Genomic DNA, 22,643 nt, shown 5'->3' with positions numbered 1-22,643 from the left:
ACCAGTTGGTAGCTTTTTTTATTTTCTTTTTTACAGTCTTTCCGTTACAATAAAAGAACGTATGTTGGGTGTTTGAGCATAGTATGTTTTCAAGGGAAAATAAAAATGCTAAGTATGTAGAAATGGAGGGAGACGAGTGCACGAACATTTGAAAGAGAAGTTGGCTATTTTACCAGATCAACCTGGTTGTTATTTGATGAAAGATAAGCAAGGAACGGTTATATATGTTGGAAAGGCAAAAGTGCTTAAAAATCGTGTGCGCTCGTACTTTACTGGTTCACATGATGGGAAAACACTGCGGCTTGTAGGAGAAATTGTTGATTTTGAATATATCGTAACCTCTTCGAATTTAGAAGCACTTATTTTAGAGTTAAATCTAATTAAAAAATATGATCCGAAATATAATATTCAATTAAAAGATGATAAAACATATCCTTTTATTAAAATTACGGCGGAGAAGCAACCGCGCTTACTCATTACTCGAAATGTAAAAAAGGATAAAGGAAAGTATTTTGGTCCTTATCCAAATGCACAATCTGCTCATGAAACGAAAAAACTGCTAGATCGTATGTATCCACTTCGGAAATGTACGAATATGCCAGATAAAGTTTGTTTGTATTATCATATGGGTCAATGCTTAGCGCCGTGTGTGAAAGAAGTGACGGAAGAACAAAATAAAGAAATTGTAGATGAAATTATTAAGTTTTTAAATGGTGGACATAAAGAAGTTCGTTCAGAATTAGAAGTAAAAATGTATGAGGCCTCAGAGAAACTAGAGTTTGAACGTGCAAAAGAGTTGCGTGATCAAATTGCTCATATTGATGCGATTATGGAAAAACAAAAGATGATTATGAGTGACTTAGTGGATCGTGATGTGTTTGGATATGCAGTGGATAAAGGATGGATGTGTGTTCAAGTTTTCTTCGTTCGAAAAGGAAAGCTAATTGAACGTGATGTTTCTATGTTTCCAATTTACGATGAACCAGAAGAGGGCTTTTTAACGTTTATCGGCCAATTTTATGAAAACAGTAGTCATTTTAAGCCGAAGGAAATTGTCGTTCCAGGAAGTATAGACTCGGAATTAGTAGAGCGCTTTTTAGAAGTAGAAGCGACACAGCCGAAACGTGGTAAGAAAAAAGACCTTGTAGAATTAGCAAATAAAAACGCGAAAATTGCTCTTGAAGAGAAGTTTTACTTAATTGAACGTGATGAAGAACGAACGATTAAAGCAGTAGATCATTTAGGGAAGCAGCTTGGGATTGAAACGCCGTATCGTATTGAAGCGTTTGATAACTCAAATATTCAAGGAACAAATCCTGTTTCTGCAATGATTGCTTTTATCGATGGGAAACCGGCGAAGAAAGAGTATCGAAAATATAAAATTAAAACGGTTCAAGGACCAGACGATTATGAGTCTATGAGAGAAGTTGTGAGGCGCCGTTATACAAGGGCCCTTAAAGAAAATTCACCTTTACCTGATTTGATTATTATTGATGGAGGAAAAGGCCATCTAGCGGCTGCAAGTGATATTCTAGAGAATGAGCTCGGATTATATATTCCGATGGCAGGTCTTGTGAAAGATGATAAACATAAAACCTCCCATTTAATTATTGGGGACCCACCGGAACCTGTGATGCTTGAGAGAAATAGCCAAGAATTTTATTTATTGCAGCGTATTCAAGATGAGGTGCATCGATTTGCGATTACATTCCATCGTCAATTACATGGGAAATCTGTCATTCAATCAGCATTGGATGACATTCCAGGAATAGGTGATAAACGGAAAAAGGTATTGTTAAAACATTTTGGTTCATTAAAGAAGATGAAAGAAGCTTCTATAGAGGAATTTGTCGAAGCGGGTATGCCGAAAAATGTCGCGGAGACGATTTATACGTATTTAACAGATAAGAAGACGTTGTAGTTTACAACGTCTTCTGTTTTTTGGTATAATTTCTGAAGATTTAAAATAAATGCATCTGAATGAAAATACAAAAAAGTCAACTAAACTGATATGTCTAGTTGACTGTAGGTAATGCTTACACTTCAATGAGATCTTTTATATCCCATTTTACAAGAAATGTAATAGAGTCAGAACGTTTTTTCTTTTCTTCGTATGACTCTGCAACGACGTTCCGTTGCTTTTGAATTTGTTCAGCGATGAATCCAGCTTCTAGTTGATAAGAAGAATGTCGTTTTTGTTTTTGACGTTCTGCAATGAGTGTGCCTTTAAGTTGGAACTGCATTTCACGACGCTTATGTTCAATAATGCTTAAAGTGCCCCAGCCAGCTTTTTCAAAGAACTGAATGACTTCTTCAATTGTTTCTAGCGGATATTTTCTTGCAAGGTTTCTACCAGACCAGTATAAAATACCATCTAAATCGTTGCCGATTAAATCAGGTAGTAATTCTTCACGTAGCAATTCATAAGCGAAGGCGTTCAATGAAACATCTTCTAAAGATGTTATATCGATTGTATTTTTACTCACAATATTCCCCTCTTTCTATAGGGATTATTATATAACATTTTTCATTTATAAAAACAGATTTTTCTTTAGGGAAATCTGAATATCTAAGAAGAAAAAAAGAATTGCCAAATTATATGCAAATTATGTATACGTTTTCTTGACGCTTCGACAAAAATAGGGGTAAAATGAACTTGTTATCAAATTATGCTGAAATATTTCGAATAATTTTTTCAGTTTTTCTTATGCCAATAGTGAAAAAACATTATTGTTATAAATTAATCTGAAAACAGCAGTCAAACATTCAAGGGGGTAATGGGGACATGAAAGGCCGCGAGTATACGTTTCGTAAGTGGCACTCATTAATGGGGGTCATCCCGGTTGGTGTCTTTTTGACGCAACATCTAATTGTAAACAACTTTGCAACAAGAGGAGCAGAGGCTTTTAACAAGGCTGCAGGCTTTATGGAGCTCCTTCCATTCCGGTATGCGCTAGAAATTTTCATCATCTTTTTACCGATACTGTACCATGCTATATATGGCTTATATATTGCATTTACAGCTAAGAACAATGCGGTTTCTTACGGTTATTTCCGTAACTGGATGTTCGTTTTCCAAAGAATTTCAGGTATCGTTACGCTGATTTTCATTTCTTGGCACGTCTGGGAAACTCGTATTCAAGCAATGTTAGGTAAAGAGGTAAACTATGATATGATGGCAGATATTTTAAACAATCCAGCTATGTTTGCATTCTACTTAGTTGGTGTTGTTTCAACAATTTTCCACTTTGCAAATGGACTATGGACATTCTGCATCAGCTGGGGAATTACAGTATCTCCACGTTCACAAAGAATCTCTACTTATGTAACATTAGCTATTTTCTTAGGTCTATCTTATGTAGGTGTGAGTGCATTATTAGCGTTCATCGATCCACAGCTAGCAAATCAGTAAGGAGTGGGAGAGCATGAAAGGGAAACTTATAGTAGTCGGCGGTGGCTTGGCTGGCTTAATGGCAACGATTAAAGCGGCAGAAGCAGGAGTAAATGTTGAACTGTTTTCTTTAGTACCAGTAAAACGTTCACATTCTGTATGTGCTCAGGGCGGAATTAACGGTGCCGTAAATACGAAAGGTGAAGGGGATTCTCCATGGATCCACTTTGACGATACAATTTATGGTGGGGACTTCTTAGCGAACCAACCACCAGTTAAAGCAATGTGTGAAGCAGCACCTGGTATCATTCATTTAATGGACCGTATGGGTGTTATGTTCAACCGTACGGAAGAAGGACTTCTTGATTTCCGTCGATTTGGTGGAACGCAACATCACCGTACAGCATTTGCTGGTGCAACAACTGGACAGCAATTACTTTACGCATTAGATGAGCAAGTACGTCGTCACGAAGTAGCAGGACTTGTAACGAAATATGAAGGCTGGGATTTCTTACGAGCTGTTGTTGATGATGAAGGTGTGTGCCGAGGAATCGTTGCACAAGACTTACAAACTATGGAGATTAAAAGTTTCGGAGCTGATGCCGTGATTATGGCAACAGGGGGCCCTGGTATCATTTTCGGAAAATCAACAAACTCCATTATTAATACAGGTACAGCAGCTTCTGCTGTATATCAACAAGGTGCATATTATGCAAATGGTGAGTTCATTCAAATTCACCCAACGGCAATTCCTGGAGACGATAAATTACGTCTTATGAGTGAATCTGCACGTGGTGAAGGTGGACGTGTTTGGACATATAAAGATGGTAAACCATGGTACTTCTTAGAAGAAAAATATCCGGCTTACGGAAACCTTGTACCTCGTGATATCGCAACGCGTGAAATCTTTGATGTTTGCGTAGAGCAAAAACTAGGTATTAACGGTGAAAACATGGTGTACTTAGATCTTTCTCATAAAGATCCGAAAGAACTAGATATTAAACTTGGTGGAATTATTGAAATCTATGAGAAATTTACAGGGGATGATCCTCGTAAACTACCAATGAAAATCTTCCCAGCTGTTCACTATTCAATGGGTGGACTATGGGTTGACTATAAGCAAATGACTAGTATTCCAGGTTTATTTGCAGCAGGTGAGTGTGATTATTCTATGCACGGTGGTAACCGCCTTGGTGCAAACTCACTATTATCAGCAATTTACGGTGGTATGGTAGCAGGACCAAACGCAATTGAATATATGAAAGGTCTTTCTAAATCATCAGATGCTGTTTCATCTACTGTATATGAGCAAAATGAATTAATCGAAACAGAGAAATTTAACAATATTTTAACGATGGATGGTAATGAAAATGCATATGTTCTTCATAAAGAGCTTGGAGAATGGATGACAGATAACGTTACAGTAGTTCGTGAAAATAAAAAGTTATTAGAAACAGATGCGAAAATTGAAGAGTTAATGGATCGTTACAAACGTATTAACATTAACGATACAGCGAGATGGAGTAACCAAGGTGCTTCATTTACACGTCAACTTGCAAATATGTTTGAGTTAGCACGTGTTATTACAATTGGCGCATATAACCGTAATGAGAGCCGCGGGGCGCATTACAAACCTGAATTCCCAAATCGTGATGATGCAAACTTCTTAAAAACTACTATGGCAAAATTTGAAGGAGAAGGAAATGCACCAGCATTCCATTACGAAGACGTTGATGTTTCATTAATTAAACCACGTAAACGTGATTATTCTTCAAAACATGATGTAGCTGCTAAGGGTGAAGAGAAGGGGGATAAACAACATGTCTGAGAAAACAATCCGCCTCATCATTACGAGACAAGATGGACCAGATGCACAAGAGTTTGACCAAGAGTTTGAAATTCCATATCGTCCTAATATGAATATTATTTCGGCGCTTATGGAAATTCGTCGTAATCCTGTTGATTCAAAAGGAAACCAAACAACTCCGATCGCATGGGATATGAACTGCTTAGAGGAAGTATGCGGTGCATGTTCGATGGTTATTAACGGAAAGCCACGTCAATCATGTACGGCTCTTATTGACCAATTAGAACAGCCAATTCGCTTAAAGCCGATGAAGACATTCCCAGTTGTACGTGATTTACAAGTTGATCGCAGTCGCATGTTTAATGCTCTAAAACGCGTTAAAGCTTGGATTCCAATTGATGGTACGTATGACTTAGGTCCAGGACCAAGAATGCCTGAGAAAAAGCGTCAATGGGCTTATGAGCTTTCAAAATGTATGACATGTGGTGTTTGCTTAGAATCATGTCCAAACGTAAACAGTAAGTCTGACTTTATTGGACCAGCGCCGTTATCACAAGCTCGTTTATTCAACTCACATCCAACGGGTGAAATGCATAAAGCAGATCGCTTACGTGCAATTATGGGAGATGGAGGACTAGCAAACTGTGGTAACTCTCAAAACTGTGTGCAATCATGTCCGAAGGGTATTCCTTTAACAACTTCAATTGCGGCATTAAACCGTGATACAACAATTCAATCGTTCAAAGATTTCTTTGGTAGCGATAATAACTATTAATAAATATTGCCTCTTCATCTTGAAGGGGCAATATTTATAACTTCATTTTTCAGTTTATTCTGTTTTTTTTGGCAGGAAGGGGAGATAGCGTTGAAGAGAATTTCTTATATTGAAGACTTCGAGAAATGGGAAAGTGGTTTTTCATTTTACAATCCTGTAAAGGTTCGTTTTGGTGAAGTAGATATGTTTGGACATGTAAATAATGTCGTTGCTTTTACTTATTTTGAAGAAGCTCGTATCGCGTTGTTTAAAGAACTTGGATTTATGCAAGAGTGGACACATGCATCATCAGAAACGATGATCGTTGTTGCGGATTTACAATGTAATTTTATTAAGCAAATATATTTTGATGAACAGTTGAAGGTGTATGTAAAGGCAGGATCGGTTGGGAACTCTTCTTTAGATCTACATTATATGGTGAAGAATGCAGAAGGAGAGGTTTGTTTAGTAGGTCGTGGAATGATGGTTCAAGCGTCGAAAAAAACAGGAAGAGGCGAACCATGGCCTGAAGAATGGAAGAAGAAATTACTACAATGATAGAGTGAAAGAAAAATAAGAGAGCAATTTGCTCTCTTATTTTTTGTCTTCCATCGCTTCTTCTAATGTTAAGTGATGTTTATATAGGTATGTAGCGTATGGATTACCAACGTAGCGTAAGTGCCATGGTTCATATGCATATTCTGTTGTATCTGTTTTATCTTCTAAGTAACGAATGACAAAGCCGAATTCATGAGCGTGTTCCGCGACCCATTTTCCTTCTGCTGTCTCCCCGAAAATAGGCTCTAATTGAAATTTAGCTGTTTTTGAACTAATATCCATTGCTAAACCCGTTTGGTGTTCACTCGTACCAGGAATTGCGCTTACTGAATTAGCCTCAGCTTTTCCTTGACGCCTAACGTATGTATCATGCAACGATTTTTGGCGTTTGTATGAACGATAACCAGATACAGCTGTAAGATCAAGCCCTTCTTTTTTCGCAGCTTTGAACATGTTTTCAAGTGCCTCTGCAGCATCTTTGCGTAGCAATGTTTTTTCTTTATCTTTTGGACTAGCAAATGGTACGTTTGGTCTCGTTAAGTCTTCAGGAATGTATCCATCTGGTAGTTTTCGATGTTTATTAATTAAGACAAGATTAGATTTTGGATTTGTTACAACTGAAAAGTTATTGTCTATTTTCTTTGCATTATGATCAGCTTTTGGAAAAGCAGGAATCTCTTCTTTTGGGTGGTTAGTATGTTTTTGACTTTCGACAGCTTTCGCTTCATTATGTAGTGGTGATTTAGAACCAAAGTAAGTGAAAGATGTGATACCGATTACAATAGTAGTGGCAGAAATAATTATTATCTTTTTCATAATGCCTTGTAATCACAGTCCCTTCTTAATAAAATGTGTATCGTTTTTTTATTATAAGTCTAGTTTGTTGGAAAAGGAATATAAGAGTCATAACGTAATAGAAATGCAAAGAAAATGTCAGAAAATGTGTGAATTTGTAGTATTTTTTTATATAATTCATTTCTTATCTTTCATGAATTGCATTTTTTATGTAATATATATACATAAGAAGATGTAGCGATTATCGAGAATAAAGAACTTCTTGTATAGACTAGGAGTGAATGGGAATGGATTTTGCAACAATTATTGGACTTGTTTTAGGATTTTTAGCAGTGGTAGTAGGGATGGTCGTCAAGGGCGCTGACGTAACAGCCTTATTAAATCCTGCCGCAGCATTAATTATTTTTATCGGTACATTTGCTGCAGTATGTATTGCATTTCCGATGAATCAACTAAAAAGGGTTCCAAAACTATTTAAAGTTCTTTTTGGTTCAAATAAAAAGGATTTAAGTTATGAACAGTTGCTAGAATTATTTGTTCATTGGACATCTGAAAGTAGAAAATACGGTATTTTGTCTTTAGAGCAACAATTAGACAAAATTCAAGATGAATTTCTTTTGCGCGGTATGAAATTTGTGATTGATGGCGTATCCGCAGAAGATTTAGAGCAGATTTTGGAATCTGAATTAGAGGCAATTGAAGAAAGACATGCAAAGGGAGCTGCTATTTTTTCACAAGCTGGTACGTATGCACCGACATTAGGAGTTTTAGGTGCTGTTATCGGTCTTGTAGCTGCGCTTGGTAACTTAACTGATATTGAAAAGTTAGGTCATGCTATTTCGGGTGCGTTTATTGCAACGATTTTTGGTATTTTTTCAGGTTATGTATTATGGCATCCATTTGCAAATAAGTTAAAGCAAAAATCTTCAGCTGAAATTGAGAAAAAACGTTTAATCATTGATTGTTTATTAATGCTACAAGAAGGTACATATCCGTTTATTATGAAGAACCGCATTTTAGGTGCACTTTCTGCAACTGAGCGTAAAAAGCTAGAAAAAGGAGCAGAAAAAAATGCGGAGTAAGAAAAATAGAAGAGGCAAAAAGAAAAAACATGATGAGCATATCGATGAAACGTGGTTAATTCCATATTCTGATATGTTAACGTTGTTATTTGCATTGTTTATCGTTTTATTCGCAATGAGTAGTATAGATGCTGCGAAGTTTAAACAGATGGCAGTTGCTTTTCGAAGTGAATTAGCTGGGGGAACAGGTAACAAAGAATTTTTAAGTGATCAAAAGCCAAATGAGGAAAAAGAATTATCAGCAAGTAGCCTTGAGGCAGAACAAGCAAAAAAACAAGAAGAAGCTAGAGCTAAAGAAAAAAAAGAGATGGATGAATTGAAAGCATTACAAAAAAAGATTGATCAATATATTAATGAAAAACAATTATCCTCTTCTTTTCAAACTAAATTAACTGAAAAGGGATTAATGGTGACAATATTAGAAAATATACTGTTTGATTCGGGGAAAGCAGATGTGAAATTAGAATCTTTAGGGATTGCGAAAGAGATGTCTAGCTTACTTGTTTCAGCGTCACCTCGTGAAATTACAGTATCGGGTCATACGGATAATGTCCCTATTGCCAATGCGCAGTTTGCGTCGAATTGGGAATTAAGTACGCAGCGGGCAGTTAATTTTATGCAAGTATTACTGCAAAATAAAGAATTACAACCAGAAAAATTTAGTGCGATTGGATACGGAGAATACCGTTCAATTGCTCCAAACGATACACAAGAAGGAAAGGCAAAGAATAGACGTGTGGAAGTGTTTATCTTGCCTTTAACAGAGAAAGTAAAATAAAGAGGATGGCGAATGCCATCCTCTTTTATTTTACTTCAAATGATTTTAAGTTGTCGCGACGGATTTTATCTTTTTCTGCATCTGATTTTTTGAAATCATAATCATATAAAGCGCCTTCCCAATCGCCATACATTGGATTCGGGAAAATAATGAATTTCTCACCAAATTGTGCTTTTGAATCTTCTACTGTTTGGTTACGATCTTTTACAGATTTTCCATCAAAACCTGTGAAATCAGATAAGTTATCACCGAAGAATAAGACAATATCATGGGTTTGAGAAACGAGTTCACGGCGTTTTTCTTTTCCTTTTTCTTTCGGATCTTGTAGTAATATATGTTCTTTCGTTGCTTGAGGAGCACCTACACGCTCAAGATTTTTAATTGTTGCATCTAGTTGGTTCGTTTTACGATTTGAGATGTAGTAAATATCTACACCTTTAGACTCTGTATATTTTAAGAAATCAATTGCGCCTGGAAGGGCTTCAGCCTCAGCTTTATTAATCCAATCATCCCATTTGTAAGGATAGCCTTTGCCTGTTTTTACGCTCATTGCTTGATGAGGACTGTTATCTAAAACAGTTTCGTCTAAATCAAGTACGATAGCAGGTTTTTTCTCTGTCCCTTTTGCAAGAACTGCATCAAGCTTTAATTGACCGATATTGTACCCTTGGTAGTAAAGTGCTTTCGTTTCGCCAGCTGTTTGATACCATAAATCAGCCATTAATTGCTGTTCTGTTAATTTTACTTTCTCTTCTTTCGCCACTGTTTTCTCTGGTGTTCCTGAACATGCTACAAGTGATGTAGATAGAACCGCTACAGATAATAGAGTGGTAATGCCCCTCTTCATCTTCATATGTATCCTCCTTGATGTTAGAAAATCATTTTATATTATATATTAAAATATAATATTTTTATATGAACATTTGCATATTGTCTTTTGTATATATAGTAGTATGTCCTATATTAGAAAGATGAGCAAAATAATAATAGTTATTTTGACAAGTTTTATTGTCGTAATGACAATTATAATTGACAAAAAGGGTTTTGTTATTTACAATTTTAACTAAATAGAACAAATGATGGATTAATGACGGTGTTTACATATAAGAGGATGAAGTGTAGTGCTATATTTTTTCTTGAATAAACATAGTCTTTGAAAGAGAGTACGAATGATACTAAAGGGGAGGCTTTATACTTTGAGTTTACAAATTCAAAACTTAACGAAACAATTTGGGGAATCAAAAGCAGTTAACGGTTTGCAAATTTCGTTACCAAAAGGTGAAGTACTAGGATTACTTGGACGAAATGGTGCAGGGAAAACAACAACAATCAAAATGCTTCTCGGATTATTAACGCCTAATGAAGGTACGATTACGTGGGATGGAAAAGCATTTGGGGATAGTGGCGTAACAATTGGGTATTTACCAGAAGAAAGAGGTTTATATACAAAAAGTAGAGTAATAGATCAGTTGCGATATTTTGGTAGATTAGAAGGAATGTCGAAGAAAGAAGTAGATCAAGCTATTGATCATTGGTTAGAGCGTTTAGCGATACCAGAATATAAATTTAAAACGGCTGGAGAGCTTTCAAAAGGGAATCAGCAAAAAATCCAATTAATTGCTGCTCTTCTTCATAATCCGGAACTTCTCATTTTAGATGAACCATTCAGCGGCCTTGATCCAGTTAACGCCGGGATGTTAGCTAGTATTATTGAAGAACAAGTACAGAGCGGAAAGACGATTATTTTATCAAGTCATCGTATGGAACAAGTAGAGGCTTTTTGCCAACATGTATGTATTTTGAAAAAAGGTGAAGCAGTCGTAAAAGGACAGCTAAGTGATATTAAGAAAGAATACGGTTTCCGTAATTTAACGATTGAAGATACAGTAGAGAATGAAAAGGGATTAGAGGCTATACATGTATCGTATGAAAAACAACAAGGCCTTCTTTATGTGAAAGTACAAGACGATGCGGAAGCTCTCAAGATTTTGCAACAGTTGCAAGAGCAAGGTGTTAGCTTACGACAATTCAAAATGTTAGAGCCGACGTTAAATGAAATCTTTGTAGAGAGGGCGAAATAACGATGCGTAAATTTTCTCACGTATTTTCATTTTATTTTAGGGAAGCATTTTTATCTAAAAAATCATTAATTACGAGTGCCATTTTATTTTTAGTTGTGTTTGGGATTTTTGCATTTAATCATTTTACTTCAGGCGATGATAAAAATAAGGATAAAGATAAAATTGCAGTTGTAGTAGAGAGTTCCACATATAAAGTACAAAAAGATGAGCTAAATAAGCTATTGCCATCAGCAAAAATAACACTTGGTTCAAAGGATGATTTTGATAAACTGCATAAGCAAGTAGAAGAAGGCGATTTAGATGGTCTATTCCATGTGACGGAAAAGGGTGGGGCTCCATCGATTACATATATGTATAATGGATTTCCAAGCCAAGCAACTTCTGCAATTATGGCAGGATATTTAAAGCAACAATATACGATGGTGACAATTGCCAAAAATAATGTTTCACCAGAAATTGCACAGCAATTACAAACAGAAATTCAAGTAAAGCAAGAAGCGATAAAAGATCGTACATCTTCTTTCGGAATTGCCTATTTCTTTACATTTGCTTTATATATGTTTATTGTAGCGTTCGGAAATACAATCGCAATGAATATTGCATCTGAGAAGGCGTCACGTGTAATGGAAGTAATGCTTCCGAAAGTGAAACCTCTTACGATGATGTATGCGAAAATTTTAGCGGTTGTTTCAACGGCTTTATTGCAACTTGTCATATTGGCGTGTGGTTATCTTATTCCATATTTGTTAGGTTGGGTCGATTTAGAAAGTGCCTCACTATTGGGTATTCCAATTGACTTTACGAAATTAGATGCAAAGGTTGTAAGCATGTTTCTTGTTTATTTCATTACGGGATATTTACTTTATGCAATGATGTATGCTGCTGCTGGAGCTGTCGTGTCTAAGACGGAGGATTTACAAGCTGTATCTTTCCCGATAATGATTTTAATTATGGCTGCATTCTTCATTAGTATTAAATCATTAAGTGATCCGAATAGTACTATCGTTGTTGTAAGTTCTTACGTTCCATTTTTTACACCGATGGTTACCTTCTCACGTATTGTAGCTGGTGAAGCAGGTATGCTAGAAATTACGATAACATTAGCAGTCTTATTGGCGACAATTGCGATATTAAATGCTGTTACAAGCCGCATTTACGTAAATGGCGTAATGAATTACTCAGATAAAGTGAAATTTAAAGATTTAGCGAAATTTATAAAGCGTCAATAATGAGAGAAAAGCATGATTTCCTATTGAAATCATGCTTTTTCTTTATGTATAAATTAAAAATAGTATATAATAATAAGAGTCGTCTTTTAATAGAATGAATAAAAAGGAGGGTGTGCAGATGGGGATTAGTAGTCGTTTTACAGTAGGTGTTCATATGCTGACATTACTTGCGATAGATCGAAACTCTCGCTGTACCTCTGAATGGATTGCCGGTAGTGTGAATACAAATCCAGTTGTGATTCGTCGCATTACAGGAATGTTGAAGAGAGCAGGACTTGTTGATGTACAAGCTGGTAAAGGTGGTACGACACTTGCTCGAGATTTAGAAGAAATTACATTACTTGATGTATATAAAGCAGTGGAAGTTGTAGAAGAAGGACAGCTATTTTCCTTCCATGAAAATCCCAACATTGAATGTCCAGTAGGAGCTAATATTCAATCAGTATTAGAAATTATTTTAATGCAAGCGCAAGAAGCGATGGAAAACGTGCTTGCAAATGTAACGGTAGATCAATTAGTTACAAATTTAAAGTCTAAAATGAAAGAATAAAAAAGCGAGCTTCCTCATAATGAGGGCTCGCTTTTTTTTATTCAGAAATATTGAAAATTCTATTTTTCAGTATTTAAAATGAATTTACCTACGATAGCTGCGAAGATACCACCAAGAATTGGTGCTACGATGAATACCCATAGTTGAGAAAGTGCTTCTCCACCAACAAATAAAGCTGGTGCGATACTACGAGCTGGGTTAACAGATGTTCCAGTTAACGGAATTCCTAATAAGTGGATTAAAACTAATGTGAAACCAATTACTAGTCCAGCTAAAGAAGAACTTCCTTTTTTACCTGTTACAGCGACGATAACTAAAATAAATACGAAAGTTAAAATGAACTCAACTAAAAATGCTCCAGATAAACCAAGAGTTCCGAAACCATTTTGTCCTAAATTATCTAAAGGTGTTTTAGCAGATTTTAAAATTGTTACTAACGTTGCAGTTCCTAATAAACCACCTAAAATTTGAGCTAATACATAATAACAAAGTTCCATAGCGTTCATGCGTTTGTTGATGAACATAGCTACTGATACTGCTGGGTTAATGTGACATCCAGAAATTGTTCCGATGCTATATGCCATAGCTACAATAGATAAGCCGAAAGCCATAGCGATTCCTAATGTTCCAATTCCTTCGATTCCGCCGCCAGTGACAGCTACTCCAGTTCCGAATAATACAAGTACAAAGGTACCAATAAATTCAGCGATTGCTTTTTTTAACATAATTTACCTCCTATTAATGCGCATGAAACGTATTATAACATACGTTTTAGTATAAACAGCCAATGAAATACTATTCTGATAAGGCAAAATAGGGGGACAATAAAAAAGAGTATGGTTCATCTCTATAGAACCATACTCTTTTTTTATGCTGGTTTTTTCTGTTTAACGGCTGGAATAGATCGGTTTAAAATACTATTTGCAACCATTCCTAACATAATAATAATCATTCCAAGTAGGGAAAGCCCGCCAGGAAACGAACCATTCAAGAAAACAATTTCTCCAAGTACGGTAAAGACCATCGTTCCAGCTTGTGTTGCTTCAACAGCTCCAAGTAAAGCCAGGTTATCTTTTGCTAAGTCAGTAGCAAAGAAAAATGTCATCGTTGCAATAACGCCGGAACATAATGCTAACAAAAATCCTTGAAGCATTTGGCTAGATGTTGGAATACCCGTAGTAGAAAATCCGTATACACCAAGCAAAATTGTTATAGGAAGACTTCCAATTGCCATTCCTAATACACGTTGGAACGTATCAAGGCGTCCGCCAACAAGCTCCATCATTTTTCGGTTACCGAACGGATATAAGAAAGCGGCTAATACGACAGGTAAAAAACCTGAAATGAACTGAGTCATTGTAATATGGCCTGCGGCAGTTGCTTGCATACAAATTACACCAAGTAAAATAAATAAAGCAACATATAAGCTACGAAGTGGAATTTTTCCACGTACAAGTTTCGTACCTGATTTTGTTTCTATTTTCACAAAAAATAGTGGTGATAGTAGTAAACCAGCTAAAATCGTAACTTGCCAAGTTCCAGCAACGAGCCAAGCTGGAGAAAAGACAGCTGCGAAACTTAATAAAGAATAAAAACCAATACCGGCAACAGAACCCCATCCGATCCACGCCAATGGATGTTTTTTTAACTCTTCCCATAATCCCCTAAAGTTTTTGCGAAATAAAACGATAAGGAATAAAATAGGGAGAGCAAATAAAAAACGGAAGGAAGCTGTCCAAGCCCAGCTCGTTCCAGATACATTCATTGCTCTATTAATAATAAAGGTTGCAGAAAAAAAGGCCGATGATAAAAGACCTAATAAAATTGCGCGCATGAAGTATAGCACTCCTTTCAAAATAAATAATTATGTATAGTATGATATACTTTAATTGAATAAAAGTAAACTATTTTATACTTCGAGGTGGTTTTATATATGAAAGAAAATGAAGATATGCAAACGAAAGAAGTCATTCAACAAGTTGGACAGTTATTGAGACAAATTCGAAATGAACAGAAATTAAGTTTAGAAGAATTAGCTCATAAAACAGGAGTTAGTAAATTAACATTAGGAAAGATCGAAAGAGGGGAAACAAATCCGACGCTAGCTGTCATTTGGAAAATAACGAAAGGGTTATCAATTCCTTTATCTAGATTAATGGTTTTTGGAGAACCAGTAGCCGTTGCGCGCTGTGGAGAAGGATTTGCAGTAGATGTAGGACAAGCATGGCATTTAGAAACGATGTTCCGTTATACGAAAGAAACAGGGATGGAAATGCACCGTGCTTGTTTACGATCAAATAGTATATATGAACCAGAAGCTCATCATGAAGGTGCGATTGAGCTTGTAACGGTAATGAAAGGGAAAGTGTCTATTCAAGTGGAGAATGATGTATATGAATTAAATGAGTTTGATTCCATTCAATTTGAAGCGAATAAGAAGCATATTTATAAAAATGAAGAAGAAGAAGTGGCGGTATTACATTTAACGATGAAATATTCTTCATGAAAAAATCCCCTATAGAAAAATCTATAGGGGATTTTGTATACACTATGCTCAAATATATGAAAGAATGTTATTAGTAAGAGCGTGGCATAAGTAATAAAAAAATAAAATAAACTAAAAACCCCGTCCCAAAACATAAAACTGCAATGACCCAAAGTATGCGAATGAGAGTAGAGCTAATATCAAAATATTCTCCTAAACCACCGCATATACCAAATAGCATTTTATCAGTTTCGGATTTACATAATCTTTTTGACATCTTCCAATACACTCCTTTTTATAGCAAACTCTATACTTCTATTCTATATGGAAATCTATGAGGAGACTATGAGGTTGTATGACATTTTTTTAGGGAACAGTCATATTAATTGTCTTAATTTTCAGTTTATATTAAAGTTATAGTAAGAGGTAACTTTTAATAAAGGGTGGGGAAATAGAGATGACGGTATATTGGTTGACTAATGTAACGCTTGAATCGGGGTATACATATGAAGAGGGGAGAATTTCAAAAACAGAAACAGAGTTATGTAGTTTACTTATTGAAGAGGGACGAATTAAAAAAATTATAGCAGGGACTGTTCAAGAGGAAGGGGTACTCATTCTTGATGCTAATCGTTTATTAATTTTGCCCGCTTTCGAAGAGATGCATATTCACATTGATAAGACATATTATAGTGGTCCTTGGAAAGCTTGTATGCCAGCAGAAAGTATTTTTACACGTTTTAATGAAGAAGAAAAAATTTTACCAAAGCAATTAGCGACTGCCCAAAATAGAGCGGAAAATATGCTAGAGTTACTACTGCAAAATGGTGCAACGAATATTAGAACGCATTGTAATGTTGATCCAATTATTGGGCTTGGTAATTTGGAGGCGACGTTAGCGGCATTAGAAACATATAAAAATCGAGTGTCTAGTAGAATTGTTGCGTTTCCGCAACATGGATTATTGCGCAGTAATTCTGTGCAACTCGTGAAAGATGCGATGCGTATGGGTGCTCATCTAGTCGGAGGCGTAGATCCAGCTACAGTGGATAATGACATTGAAAAATCATTACATACAATTATGGATATCGCAGTAGAATTTAATGCGGATGTTGATATTCATTTGCATGATGCGAATAATCTTGGAACATTTACGATGAAGAGATTGGCAAGTTTAACAGAAGAAGCAGGATGGCAAGGTCGTGTAACAATTAGTCATGCACTTGGACTTGGTGGTGTTACTGATAAAGAGGCTGAAGAAGTGGCAGAAAGACTCGCAAATGTAAATATTGATATTACTTCAACGGTACCAATTGGTAAACAAGTAATCCCAATTCCGTTATTAGATAAAAAAGGTGTTAAGGTTTCATTAGGAAATGATAGTATTACAGATCATTGGTCACCGTTTGGAACAGGTGATATGCTTCAAAAGGCGAATCGATTAGCAGAGCGTTTTGGGTGGAGTGACGAAAGGTCTTTAGGAAAAGCACTTCGCTTTATTACAGGAGGAAAAGAAACGTTAAATAATGAAGGGAAGCGAGTATGGCCGAATGTAGGGGATGAAGCGAGTTTTGTTTTGACAAATGCGACATGCGCTGCTGAAGCAGTAGCGCGTCAAACAGAAAAACGTTTAGTCGTGTATAAAGGAAATATTGTTGTTGGAAGTTTAAATGAGGTGGAATTAAATAATCTTGTGTAGAAGAATCGTTTAAATATTTTGAGGGGGGTTCTAATGGTAAGTCTAGAACTCTTCTTTTTTATTCTTACAGTATATTTTTTATAGGAAAGCTAGAAGGGATGAAAATTTTGGACAATCAACATAACCAAAATCATATTATGGGAACTTTGCAATGGTTTATATTTTTATTAGCAAATTCAATCGCACTACCAATTGTCGTTGGCGGATTATTTCATCTTACGACGGAAGAAATATTTTATTTAATGCAGCGTACGTTTTTTGTAGTTGGTATATCTTCTTTTTTACAAGGCTGGCTTGGGCATAGACTGCCAATTGCGGATGGGCCGGCTGGATCTTGGGTTGGTGTATTTACCGTGCTTGCTTATGCAACGGCCGGACAGGATCAATTACATAGTACACTGCAAATTTTAGAATTAGGAATGATAATCTCCGGTGTTATTTTAATAGGATTAGGAGTAACTGGTTTTATAGGACGTATTTTATTTTTATTTACGCCGCTTGTGACAGGGACGTTTTTACTTTTATTATGTTTACAATTAAGTGGTGTATTTTTAAAAGGAATGTTAGGGATTACAGCTACTATTTCTCAAATTGACGGATTTACAGCAATGATCGCGTTTAGTATATTTTTGTTCGTTATTATACTATCTAATTTCGGAAAAGGCTTTGTCAAAAGTTATGCAGTTTTAATAGGATTAATTAGTGGGTGGATTATTTTTCTCATTGCAGGAAAAGTGACAATCCCATCTCAAGTAACTCATTTTGTGCAACTTCCACATATATTTGCTTGGGGACTTCCGAAATGGAATACAGGTATGGCTGTGTCAAGTTTCGTTATGGTATGTATTTTAGTTTCGAATACGGTGGCAGCTATTATAGCAATTAATCAAGCAACTATTCATAAAGCGACTATTGAACAAAAACAGTTGAAAGATGGAACATGGGTTGGGGGGATTTCACATATCATCTCTTCTGTATTTTCAACTGTAGGTGTCGTTCCGTTACCAGCAACGGCAGGATTTATACGTTTAACAAAACAAAAGTATATACAATCGTTCTTAATGGCATGTGCGTTACTAGTCGTAATGTCTCTTTTTCCAAGTATTATTCGTTACTTAGCATCTTTACCATCTGCTGTCGCATCGGCTGTTTTAATGGCTTCGTTCGTACAGTTAATTGGAATTGGATTTAATAATATAAAACAAGTGCCGATGAGTGAAAGGAATGTAACGATTTTAGGCGTTGCAGTATTATTTGGCAGCGGCGTTATGTTTTTACCGTCTGGAGCACTCCAATCCTTGCCGTCTGTTATGCAATATATATTCGGTAATGGTTTATTTGTAGGTACGGTTGTAAGTATATTGCTAGAACAAATATGGCGCGTTGGAAAGTAAGTGGATAAAAAGAGTGTACGCACTGTATAAAAGTCTAAAATAACATAGGAAATAAAGCCCATTTTCATTCACCACCTGCACATTTCGTTCATACAATATCTTGACTAAATAAACACCCAACTTACACATACACAGCTCTGGCTTAAGCAAGGAGGGTTATACCAGTTGAAGGAAAAAGCGTATCAATCTAAACCTTTACTCACAAAGAGAGAAAGAGAAGTATTTGAATTACTGGTTCAAGATAAAACAACGAAGGAAATTGCAGGTGAACTTTTTATAAGTGAAAAGACAGTTCGCAACCACATCTCAAACGCAATGCAAAAGCTAGGGGTTAAAGGACGTTCACAAGCAGTTGTGGAGCTTCTTCGTATGGGAGAGCTCGAACTATAAGAAAGCAGCCGACTTTTATACAAAGAGTCGGCTATTTTTTTGTTTGCTTCACTTGCTATATGAATGATAAGAACACTCCATACATAAATAGGTAATAAGGAGGGGATATGTTGAAAAGGATACTGTTAGTTTCAACAAGTGCTCATGATATGAATGGACACCCGACGGGTTTGTGGCTTGAAGAGCTCGCAGCTCCTTATCATTTATTTAAAAAGGCTAAGTTTGATGTTGATATTGTGTCAATAAAAGGCGGGAGAGTGCCTATAGATAGAGTGTCTATTCCGAATGGTATACCTCGCGAATTCAAGCATGTAGCTTCTTTATTACAAAATACGAGGCCGATTTCAAATGTTCATTTCTCGGATTATGATGCGGTTTTATTTGGTGGTGGGCACGGGGCGATTGTAGATTTTCCAGGCAATCCATATGTAGCAAATTTGATTGAGAATATGTATAACAATAACCGGATTGTAGCGGCTGTTTGTCACGGAGTAAGCTCCTTAGTCGGTGTGAAAAATAAGGATAGCTCGTTTTTTGTTGCCGGTAAGCGTATAACAGGTTATACAAACGATGAAGAAAAAGCTGTACATTTAGAAAAGCGCGTTCCGTTTTTGTTAGAAAGTAAGTTGAAAGAAGAAGGAGCTTTGTTTTATGTAGCGCCTAATTTTACGCCGCATGTGGTAGTAGATGGGCATTTAATTACAGGGCAAAATCCACAGTCTAGCGTGGAAATAGGTAAGGTTATAAAAAGGGCTGTAAATAAATTATAGAAAAAGTACCCGCTACTAACAAAGGTAGTGGGTATTTTTATCCTAAAATTCCCCCCTCAAAATTGGTTTGTAACTGTCCAGTTGGTGATAATGGATTCTAGTTCTTTATGTATAGTATATGAAAATGTAATAAACTAAAAAAGCATAATGAGTATAATAACTTCATTTATAATCATTCGTGAATTTGCTATACTATTTTGTATGGACAAAAGGGGAGGCTCTTTTAAATGAGAAAAGTCGCATGTGCAAATACTTATATTAATAAAATAAAGCCCGTTATTAGAAAGACGAGTTTTAGCCAATTGAAAATAGATGAAATTGCGAAATATATGGATATTAGTAAAGCTACTTTATATAAACGTTTTTCTTCGAAAGATGAAATTATTGAGGCGGTAGTAGAGGATTTTATAAATTATCTACTCGAAGGTGATGCGGACAATCAAGATGAAAGCATGTCTTTTGCAGAACGTTTCCAAAAGACGTTTATCCACTCTTTAAAATGTGTGACATATATTTCGGATGTTTTTTTGCAAGATTTGAAAGAAGCATATCCGCATTTGTCAGATCAATTAGTCGCTGCACAACAAAATCGTAATCATAATTTGCAAATGTTTTTTGAAGCGGGTATGGAACAAGGTTATTTTAATAAAATGAATGCACAATTATTTATGGTACAAGATGATGTGATGTTACGACGTATTATAGATCATTCTTTTTGTATTCAGTACGATATTACTTTAAAGAAAGCGATATTTGATTTTTATCAATTAAAGAAGTATCAACTTTTTAAACCAGAGTATATAGAAGCAATTGATGATTCTGAAATTGAAAAAGAAGTTATTGCTATTTTGCAAATGATTTCGTAAAAAAGCAGATCTCCCTTAGTAGAGGGAAATCTGCTTTTTTAGTACATATTATTTTTGCAACTGTTTTAATACTAATTCGGCTACTGAACCACCTGAAGCTGGGTTTTGACCAGTGATAACACGATTATCTTCTAGAGCAAAAGCTTCCCAAGGCTGTGCAGCTTTTTCGTAAAGTCCTCCATTTTTAATGAGTTCATCTTCTGTTAAAAATGGAACGAATTGATCTAATTCAGCTAATTTTTCTTCTTCATTTGAAAAGCCTGTTACCTTCTTACCGCTAATTAAACGATCCCCATTACTTAATGTAATATGAAATAAACCAGCTGCTCCATGACAAACGGAAGAAACAATACCGCCGTTTTCATAAATATTGCGGCTAATATTTTGAAGTTCTTTATTTTCTGGGAAGTCCCAAATAACCCCGTGACCACCTGCGTAATAAATAACAGCGTAGTCTTCTGGATTCACTTCACTTGGTTTCATTGTAGAACCGAGGCGATTCATAAACTCTTTCTTTTGGTACCATTCCCAATCGATGCTCTCCGCCATTGCTAAACTATGTGGATCAATTGGTGTATAACCGCCTTGTGGACTGACGTAATCAACTTCGTAACCCGCTTCTTCTACTTTTTTTACGAAATGTACAGCTTCACCGAGCCAAAGTCCGGTAGCCCTACTTAAATTTGGGTATTTTTCTACGCTTGTTAATACAACTAACATTTTTTTCTTCATCATAATCCTCCTATAATGTCTCTTCTATATAAAAGTTCTGTATTCGTTTCATTTTATTAAGTTAAAAAATGCAAATTTGAATAATCATGCCAGTCCTCCTTATATCAGCTTCGAAATTAGTGTATAATAACTTTTGAACAAAGTAAACTAAAAAGACTAAATTAGTTTACTTTGTATGTTTTTCGTTGACAAACTGTAATGCTGAAACTATGATAGTTCCATGAATATCGAACAATATACGTGTTTCGTTTCGAATTCAATTTATCGCGCGATAAATTAGCACCATTTATACATTTAATGAAGTTGTTTAGTGGTGATACAACATTTAAATAACTTCATTTTTTTATCTATAGTTTGACAGTTTTAAAATTGCAATCAGGAGAGTGTTACACATGGGGAAAGATATAAGTAACCATTCGAAATGGTTTGTTTTTACATTATGTTTTATTGTTTTGTTAGGACCGATGAACGCTGTGTTATTTAATGTAGCGCTAGAGGATATTGCTAATGATTTATCAATTAGTCAATCGAAAGTAAGTTGGGTTGTAGTAGGGTATTCTTTAGTCGTCGGTATCGGTTCGATGATATATGGAAAACTGGCTGATCGTTACAGTGTAAAAAGGCTATTAATTATTTCTATTATCATATTTGTAGCTGGTTCTATTGTTGGGTTTGTGAATCAATCTTATGAGATTATCATTTTCGCAAGGCTAGTGCAGGCGAGCGGAGGAGCAGCGTTTATTGCGCTTAGTATGATTGCGGTGGCGAAATTAGTTGCTCCAGCTAAAAAACCGGGTGCGTTAGCAATGATTAGTTCTTCTATTGCATTAGCGGTTGGTATTGGACCTTTAGTTGGTGGGGCAATTACAAATACGTTAGGGTGGCCGTATTTATTTTTATTTATGGTTATTTCAATGGTTGGTATTTTCTTGCTCGTAAAATTGTAACTACTCAGCCACCTTTTGGTGTCTTTTTTTAATTTTACTAGTTTCATATGCCTCCCATTTGTAAATACTGAGTATATCAAACAGGGGGGTGAATAGGATGGTCGATCGAAAAATCATTTTAGATGCATATAAAAAAGGACCTGAAGCTGTTATTTCTTTATTTGAAGAAACATTCTCTAAGTTAGAAAAACGGATTCAAGAACTAGAACATGCTTCAAAAAAAAACTCTACAAATAGTCATAAACCACCTTCTACAGATGGTTTGCGTAAACCTGTTACAAAAAGTTTGCGCAAATCCTCCCAGCGTCCAACCGGTGGCCAGTTGGGCCACAAAG

General features: G+C 35.8%; 24 protein-coding genes and 1 pseudogene. 18 read left to right on the top strand and 7 right to left on the bottom strand.

The window, feature by feature from the left end:
• Window positions 1-136: 136 nt before the first annotated feature.
• Entirely contained in the window at window positions 137-1,921 is a 1,785-nt protein-coding gene (uvrC, locus tag ATL10_RS15620) for an excinuclease ABC subunit C (protein WP_000544300.1), read from the top strand.
• 115 nt (window positions 1,922-2,036) lie between these two features.
• Here uvrC and ATL10_RS15615 read toward each other — a convergent pair whose 3' ends face one another.
• On the bottom strand, window positions 2,037-2,486 hold the full coding sequence (locus ATL10_RS15615) for a YslB family protein (protein WP_000042214.1): 450 nt from the start codon (window positions 2,484-2,486) through the stop codon (window positions 2,037-2,039).
• Between the two features lie 299 nt (window positions 2,487-2,785).
• Between ATL10_RS15615 and sdhC the strand changes: the two genes are divergently transcribed.
• The 4 genes from sdhC to ATL10_RS15595 all read left to right on the top strand — a co-directional run bounded on the left by sdhC (window position 2,786) and on the right by ATL10_RS15595 (window position 6,510).
• Window positions 2,786-3,412 (top strand): succinate dehydrogenase cytochrome B558, encoded by a 627-nt coding sequence (sdhC, locus tag ATL10_RS15610; RefSeq protein ID WP_000678354.1) that lies wholly within the window; start codon window positions 2,786-2,788, stop codon window positions 3,410-3,412.
• Between the two features lie 13 nt (window positions 3,413-3,425).
• The gene (gene sdhA, locus ATL10_RS15605; RefSeq protein ID WP_000676743.1) at window positions 3,426-5,219 is read left to right on the top strand and encodes a succinate dehydrogenase flavoprotein subunit; all 1,794 of its coding nucleotides are present in this window, start codon (window positions 3,426-3,428) and stop codon (window positions 5,217-5,219) included.
• Window positions 5,212-5,973 (top strand): succinate dehydrogenase iron-sulfur subunit, encoded by a 762-nt coding sequence (gene sdhB / locus ATL10_RS15600; protein ID WP_001291830.1) that lies wholly within the window; start codon window positions 5,212-5,214, stop codon window positions 5,971-5,973. The genes sdhA and sdhB overlap by 8 nt, the downstream gene beginning before the upstream one ends.
• Window positions 5,974-6,063: 90 nt before the next feature.
• Complete coding sequence (locus tag ATL10_RS15595; RefSeq protein ID WP_000822727.1) at window positions 6,064-6,510, top strand: acyl-CoA thioesterase; 447 nt, start codon at window positions 6,064-6,066, stop codon at window positions 6,508-6,510.
• A gap of 36 nt (window positions 6,511-6,546) precedes the next feature.
• On the opposite strand, the gene ATL10_RS15590 is transcribed toward ATL10_RS15595, so the two are convergent.
• Complete coding sequence (locus tag ATL10_RS15590) at window positions 6,547-7,326, bottom strand: M15 family metallopeptidase (protein ID WP_000720211.1); 780 nt, start codon at window positions 7,324-7,326, stop codon at window positions 6,547-6,549.
• A 266-nt stretch (window positions 7,327-7,592) separates the two neighbouring features.
• Between ATL10_RS15590 and motA the strand changes: the two genes are divergently transcribed.
• Both motA and motB read left to right on the top strand, forming a co-directional pair.
• The gene (gene motA / locus ATL10_RS15580) at window positions 7,593-8,387 is read left to right on the top strand and encodes a flagellar motor stator protein MotA (protein ID WP_000344862.1); all 795 of its coding nucleotides are present in this window, start codon (window positions 7,593-7,595) and stop codon (window positions 8,385-8,387) included.
• Window positions 8,377-9,165 carry a flagellar motor protein MotB gene (gene motB / locus ATL10_RS15575; protein ID WP_001256741.1) on the top strand — a complete coding sequence of 263 codons (789 nt, stop codon included), beginning with the start codon at window positions 8,377-8,379 and terminating at the stop codon, window positions 9,163-9,165. Before motA ends, motB begins: the two co-directional genes overlap by 11 nt.
• Window positions 9,166-9,190: 25 nt before the next feature.
• Here motB and ATL10_RS15570 read toward each other — a convergent pair whose 3' ends face one another.
• On the bottom strand, window positions 9,191-10,018 hold the full coding sequence (locus ATL10_RS15570; protein WP_000782771.1) for a 5'-nucleotidase, lipoprotein e(P4) family: 828 nt from the start codon (window positions 10,016-10,018) through the stop codon (window positions 9,191-9,193).
• 343 nt (window positions 10,019-10,361) lie between these two features.
• Between ATL10_RS15570 and ATL10_RS15565 the strand changes: the two genes are divergently transcribed.
• The 3 genes from ATL10_RS15565 to ATL10_RS15555 all read left to right on the top strand — a co-directional run bounded on the left by ATL10_RS15565 (window position 10,362) and on the right by ATL10_RS15555 (window position 13,025).
• The gene (locus ATL10_RS15565; RefSeq protein ID WP_000058130.1) at window positions 10,362-11,246 is read left to right on the top strand and encodes an ABC transporter ATP-binding protein; all 885 of its coding nucleotides are present in this window, start codon (window positions 10,362-10,364) and stop codon (window positions 11,244-11,246) included.
• 2 nt (window positions 11,247-11,248) lie between these two features.
• On the top strand, window positions 11,249-12,475 hold the full coding sequence (locus tag ATL10_RS15560) for an ABC transporter permease (protein WP_023523128.1): 1,227 nt from the start codon (window positions 11,249-11,251) through the stop codon (window positions 12,473-12,475).
• Window positions 12,476-12,593: 118 nt separating this feature from the next.
• On the top strand, window positions 12,594-13,025 hold the full coding sequence (locus ATL10_RS15555; RefSeq protein ID WP_000512998.1) for an Rrf2 family transcriptional regulator: 432 nt from the start codon (window positions 12,594-12,596) through the stop codon (window positions 13,023-13,025).
• A 59-nt stretch (window positions 13,026-13,084) separates the two neighbouring features.
• Here ATL10_RS15555 and ATL10_RS15550 read toward each other — a convergent pair whose 3' ends face one another.
• Both ATL10_RS15550 and ATL10_RS15545 read right to left on the bottom strand, forming a co-directional pair.
• Complete coding sequence (locus tag ATL10_RS15550; protein WP_000913213.1) at window positions 13,085-13,750, bottom strand: aquaporin; 666 nt, start codon at window positions 13,748-13,750, stop codon at window positions 13,085-13,087.
• Between the two features lie 143 nt (window positions 13,751-13,893).
• Complete coding sequence (locus tag ATL10_RS15545; protein WP_090976979.1) at window positions 13,894-14,859, bottom strand: DMT family transporter; 966 nt, start codon at window positions 14,857-14,859, stop codon at window positions 13,894-13,896.
• 99 nt (window positions 14,860-14,958) lie between these two features.
• Here ATL10_RS15545 and ATL10_RS15540 point away from each other — a divergent pair, with 99 nt between their 5' ends.
• Entirely contained in the window at window positions 14,959-15,531 is a 573-nt protein-coding gene (locus tag ATL10_RS15540; protein ID WP_000661921.1) for a helix-turn-helix domain-containing protein, read from the top strand.
• Window positions 15,532-15,601: 70 nt separating this feature from the next.
• Here ATL10_RS15540 and ATL10_RS15535 read toward each other — a convergent pair whose 3' ends face one another.
• Window positions 15,602-15,787: a PspC domain-containing protein gene (locus ATL10_RS15535; protein ID WP_097925187.1), complete on the bottom strand. Its 186-nt coding sequence runs from the start codon at window positions 15,785-15,787 to the stop codon at window positions 15,602-15,604.
• Between the two features lie 180 nt (window positions 15,788-15,967).
• Between ATL10_RS15535 and ATL10_RS15530 the strand changes: the two genes are divergently transcribed.
• The 5 genes from ATL10_RS15530 to ATL10_RS15510 all read left to right on the top strand — a co-directional run bounded on the left by ATL10_RS15530 (window position 15,968) and on the right by ATL10_RS15510 (window position 20,629).
• Entirely contained in the window at window positions 15,968-17,209 is a 1,242-nt protein-coding gene (locus ATL10_RS15530) for an amidohydrolase family protein (RefSeq protein ID WP_000219588.1), read from the top strand.
• Between the two features lie 98 nt (window positions 17,210-17,307).
• A complete protein-coding gene (locus ATL10_RS15525; RefSeq protein ID WP_098236045.1) occupies window positions 17,308-18,603 on the top strand; it encodes a purine/pyrimidine permease in 1,296 nt (431 codons plus the stop codon).
• A gap of 165 nt (window positions 18,604-18,768) precedes the next feature.
• Complete coding sequence (gerE, locus tag ATL10_RS15520) at window positions 18,769-18,993, top strand: spore germination transcription factor GerE (RefSeq protein ID WP_000659484.1); 225 nt, start codon at window positions 18,769-18,771, stop codon at window positions 18,991-18,993.
• A gap of 107 nt (window positions 18,994-19,100) precedes the next feature.
• Window positions 19,101-19,763 carry a type 1 glutamine amidotransferase domain-containing protein gene (locus ATL10_RS15515; RefSeq protein WP_086422834.1) on the top strand — a complete coding sequence of 221 codons (663 nt, stop codon included), beginning with the start codon at window positions 19,101-19,103 and terminating at the stop codon, window positions 19,761-19,763.
• Window positions 19,764-19,990: 227 nt separating this feature from the next.
• Window positions 19,991-20,629, top strand: coding sequence for a TetR/AcrR family transcriptional regulator (locus ATL10_RS15510; RefSeq protein WP_065229399.1), 639 nt, complete (start codon window positions 19,991-19,993; stop codon window positions 20,627-20,629).
• A 48-nt stretch (window positions 20,630-20,677) separates the two neighbouring features.
• On the opposite strand, the gene ATL10_RS15505 is transcribed toward ATL10_RS15510, so the two are convergent.
• The gene (locus ATL10_RS15505; RefSeq protein WP_000728528.1) at window positions 20,678-21,361 is read right to left on the bottom strand and encodes a type 1 glutamine amidotransferase domain-containing protein; all 684 of its coding nucleotides are present in this window, start codon (window positions 21,359-21,361) and stop codon (window positions 20,678-20,680) included.
• Between the two features lie 392 nt (window positions 21,362-21,753).
• Here ATL10_RS15505 and ATL10_RS15500 point away from each other — a divergent pair.
• Together ATL10_RS15500 and ATL10_RS15495 are read left to right on the top strand one after the other, a co-directional pair.
• Window positions 21,754-22,302: pseudogene (locus ATL10_RS15500) on the top strand (MFS transporter); the annotation flags it as partial.
• Between the two features lie 103 nt (window positions 22,303-22,405).
• Window positions 22,406-22,643, top strand: a 238-nt coding sequence (locus tag ATL10_RS15495) for a DUF6444 domain-containing protein (protein ID WP_258375777.1), incomplete at its 3' end; no start/stop codon positions are given.

The sequence above is a fragment of the Bacillus sp. 196mf genome, assembly GCF_003217275.1.
Classification (GTDB): Bacteria; Bacillota; Bacilli; order Bacillales; family Bacillaceae_G; genus Bacillus_A; species Bacillus_A thuringiensis_S.
Note: the sequence above shows the minus strand (reverse complement) of the source record. Positions and strands in the feature narration are given on the sequence as shown.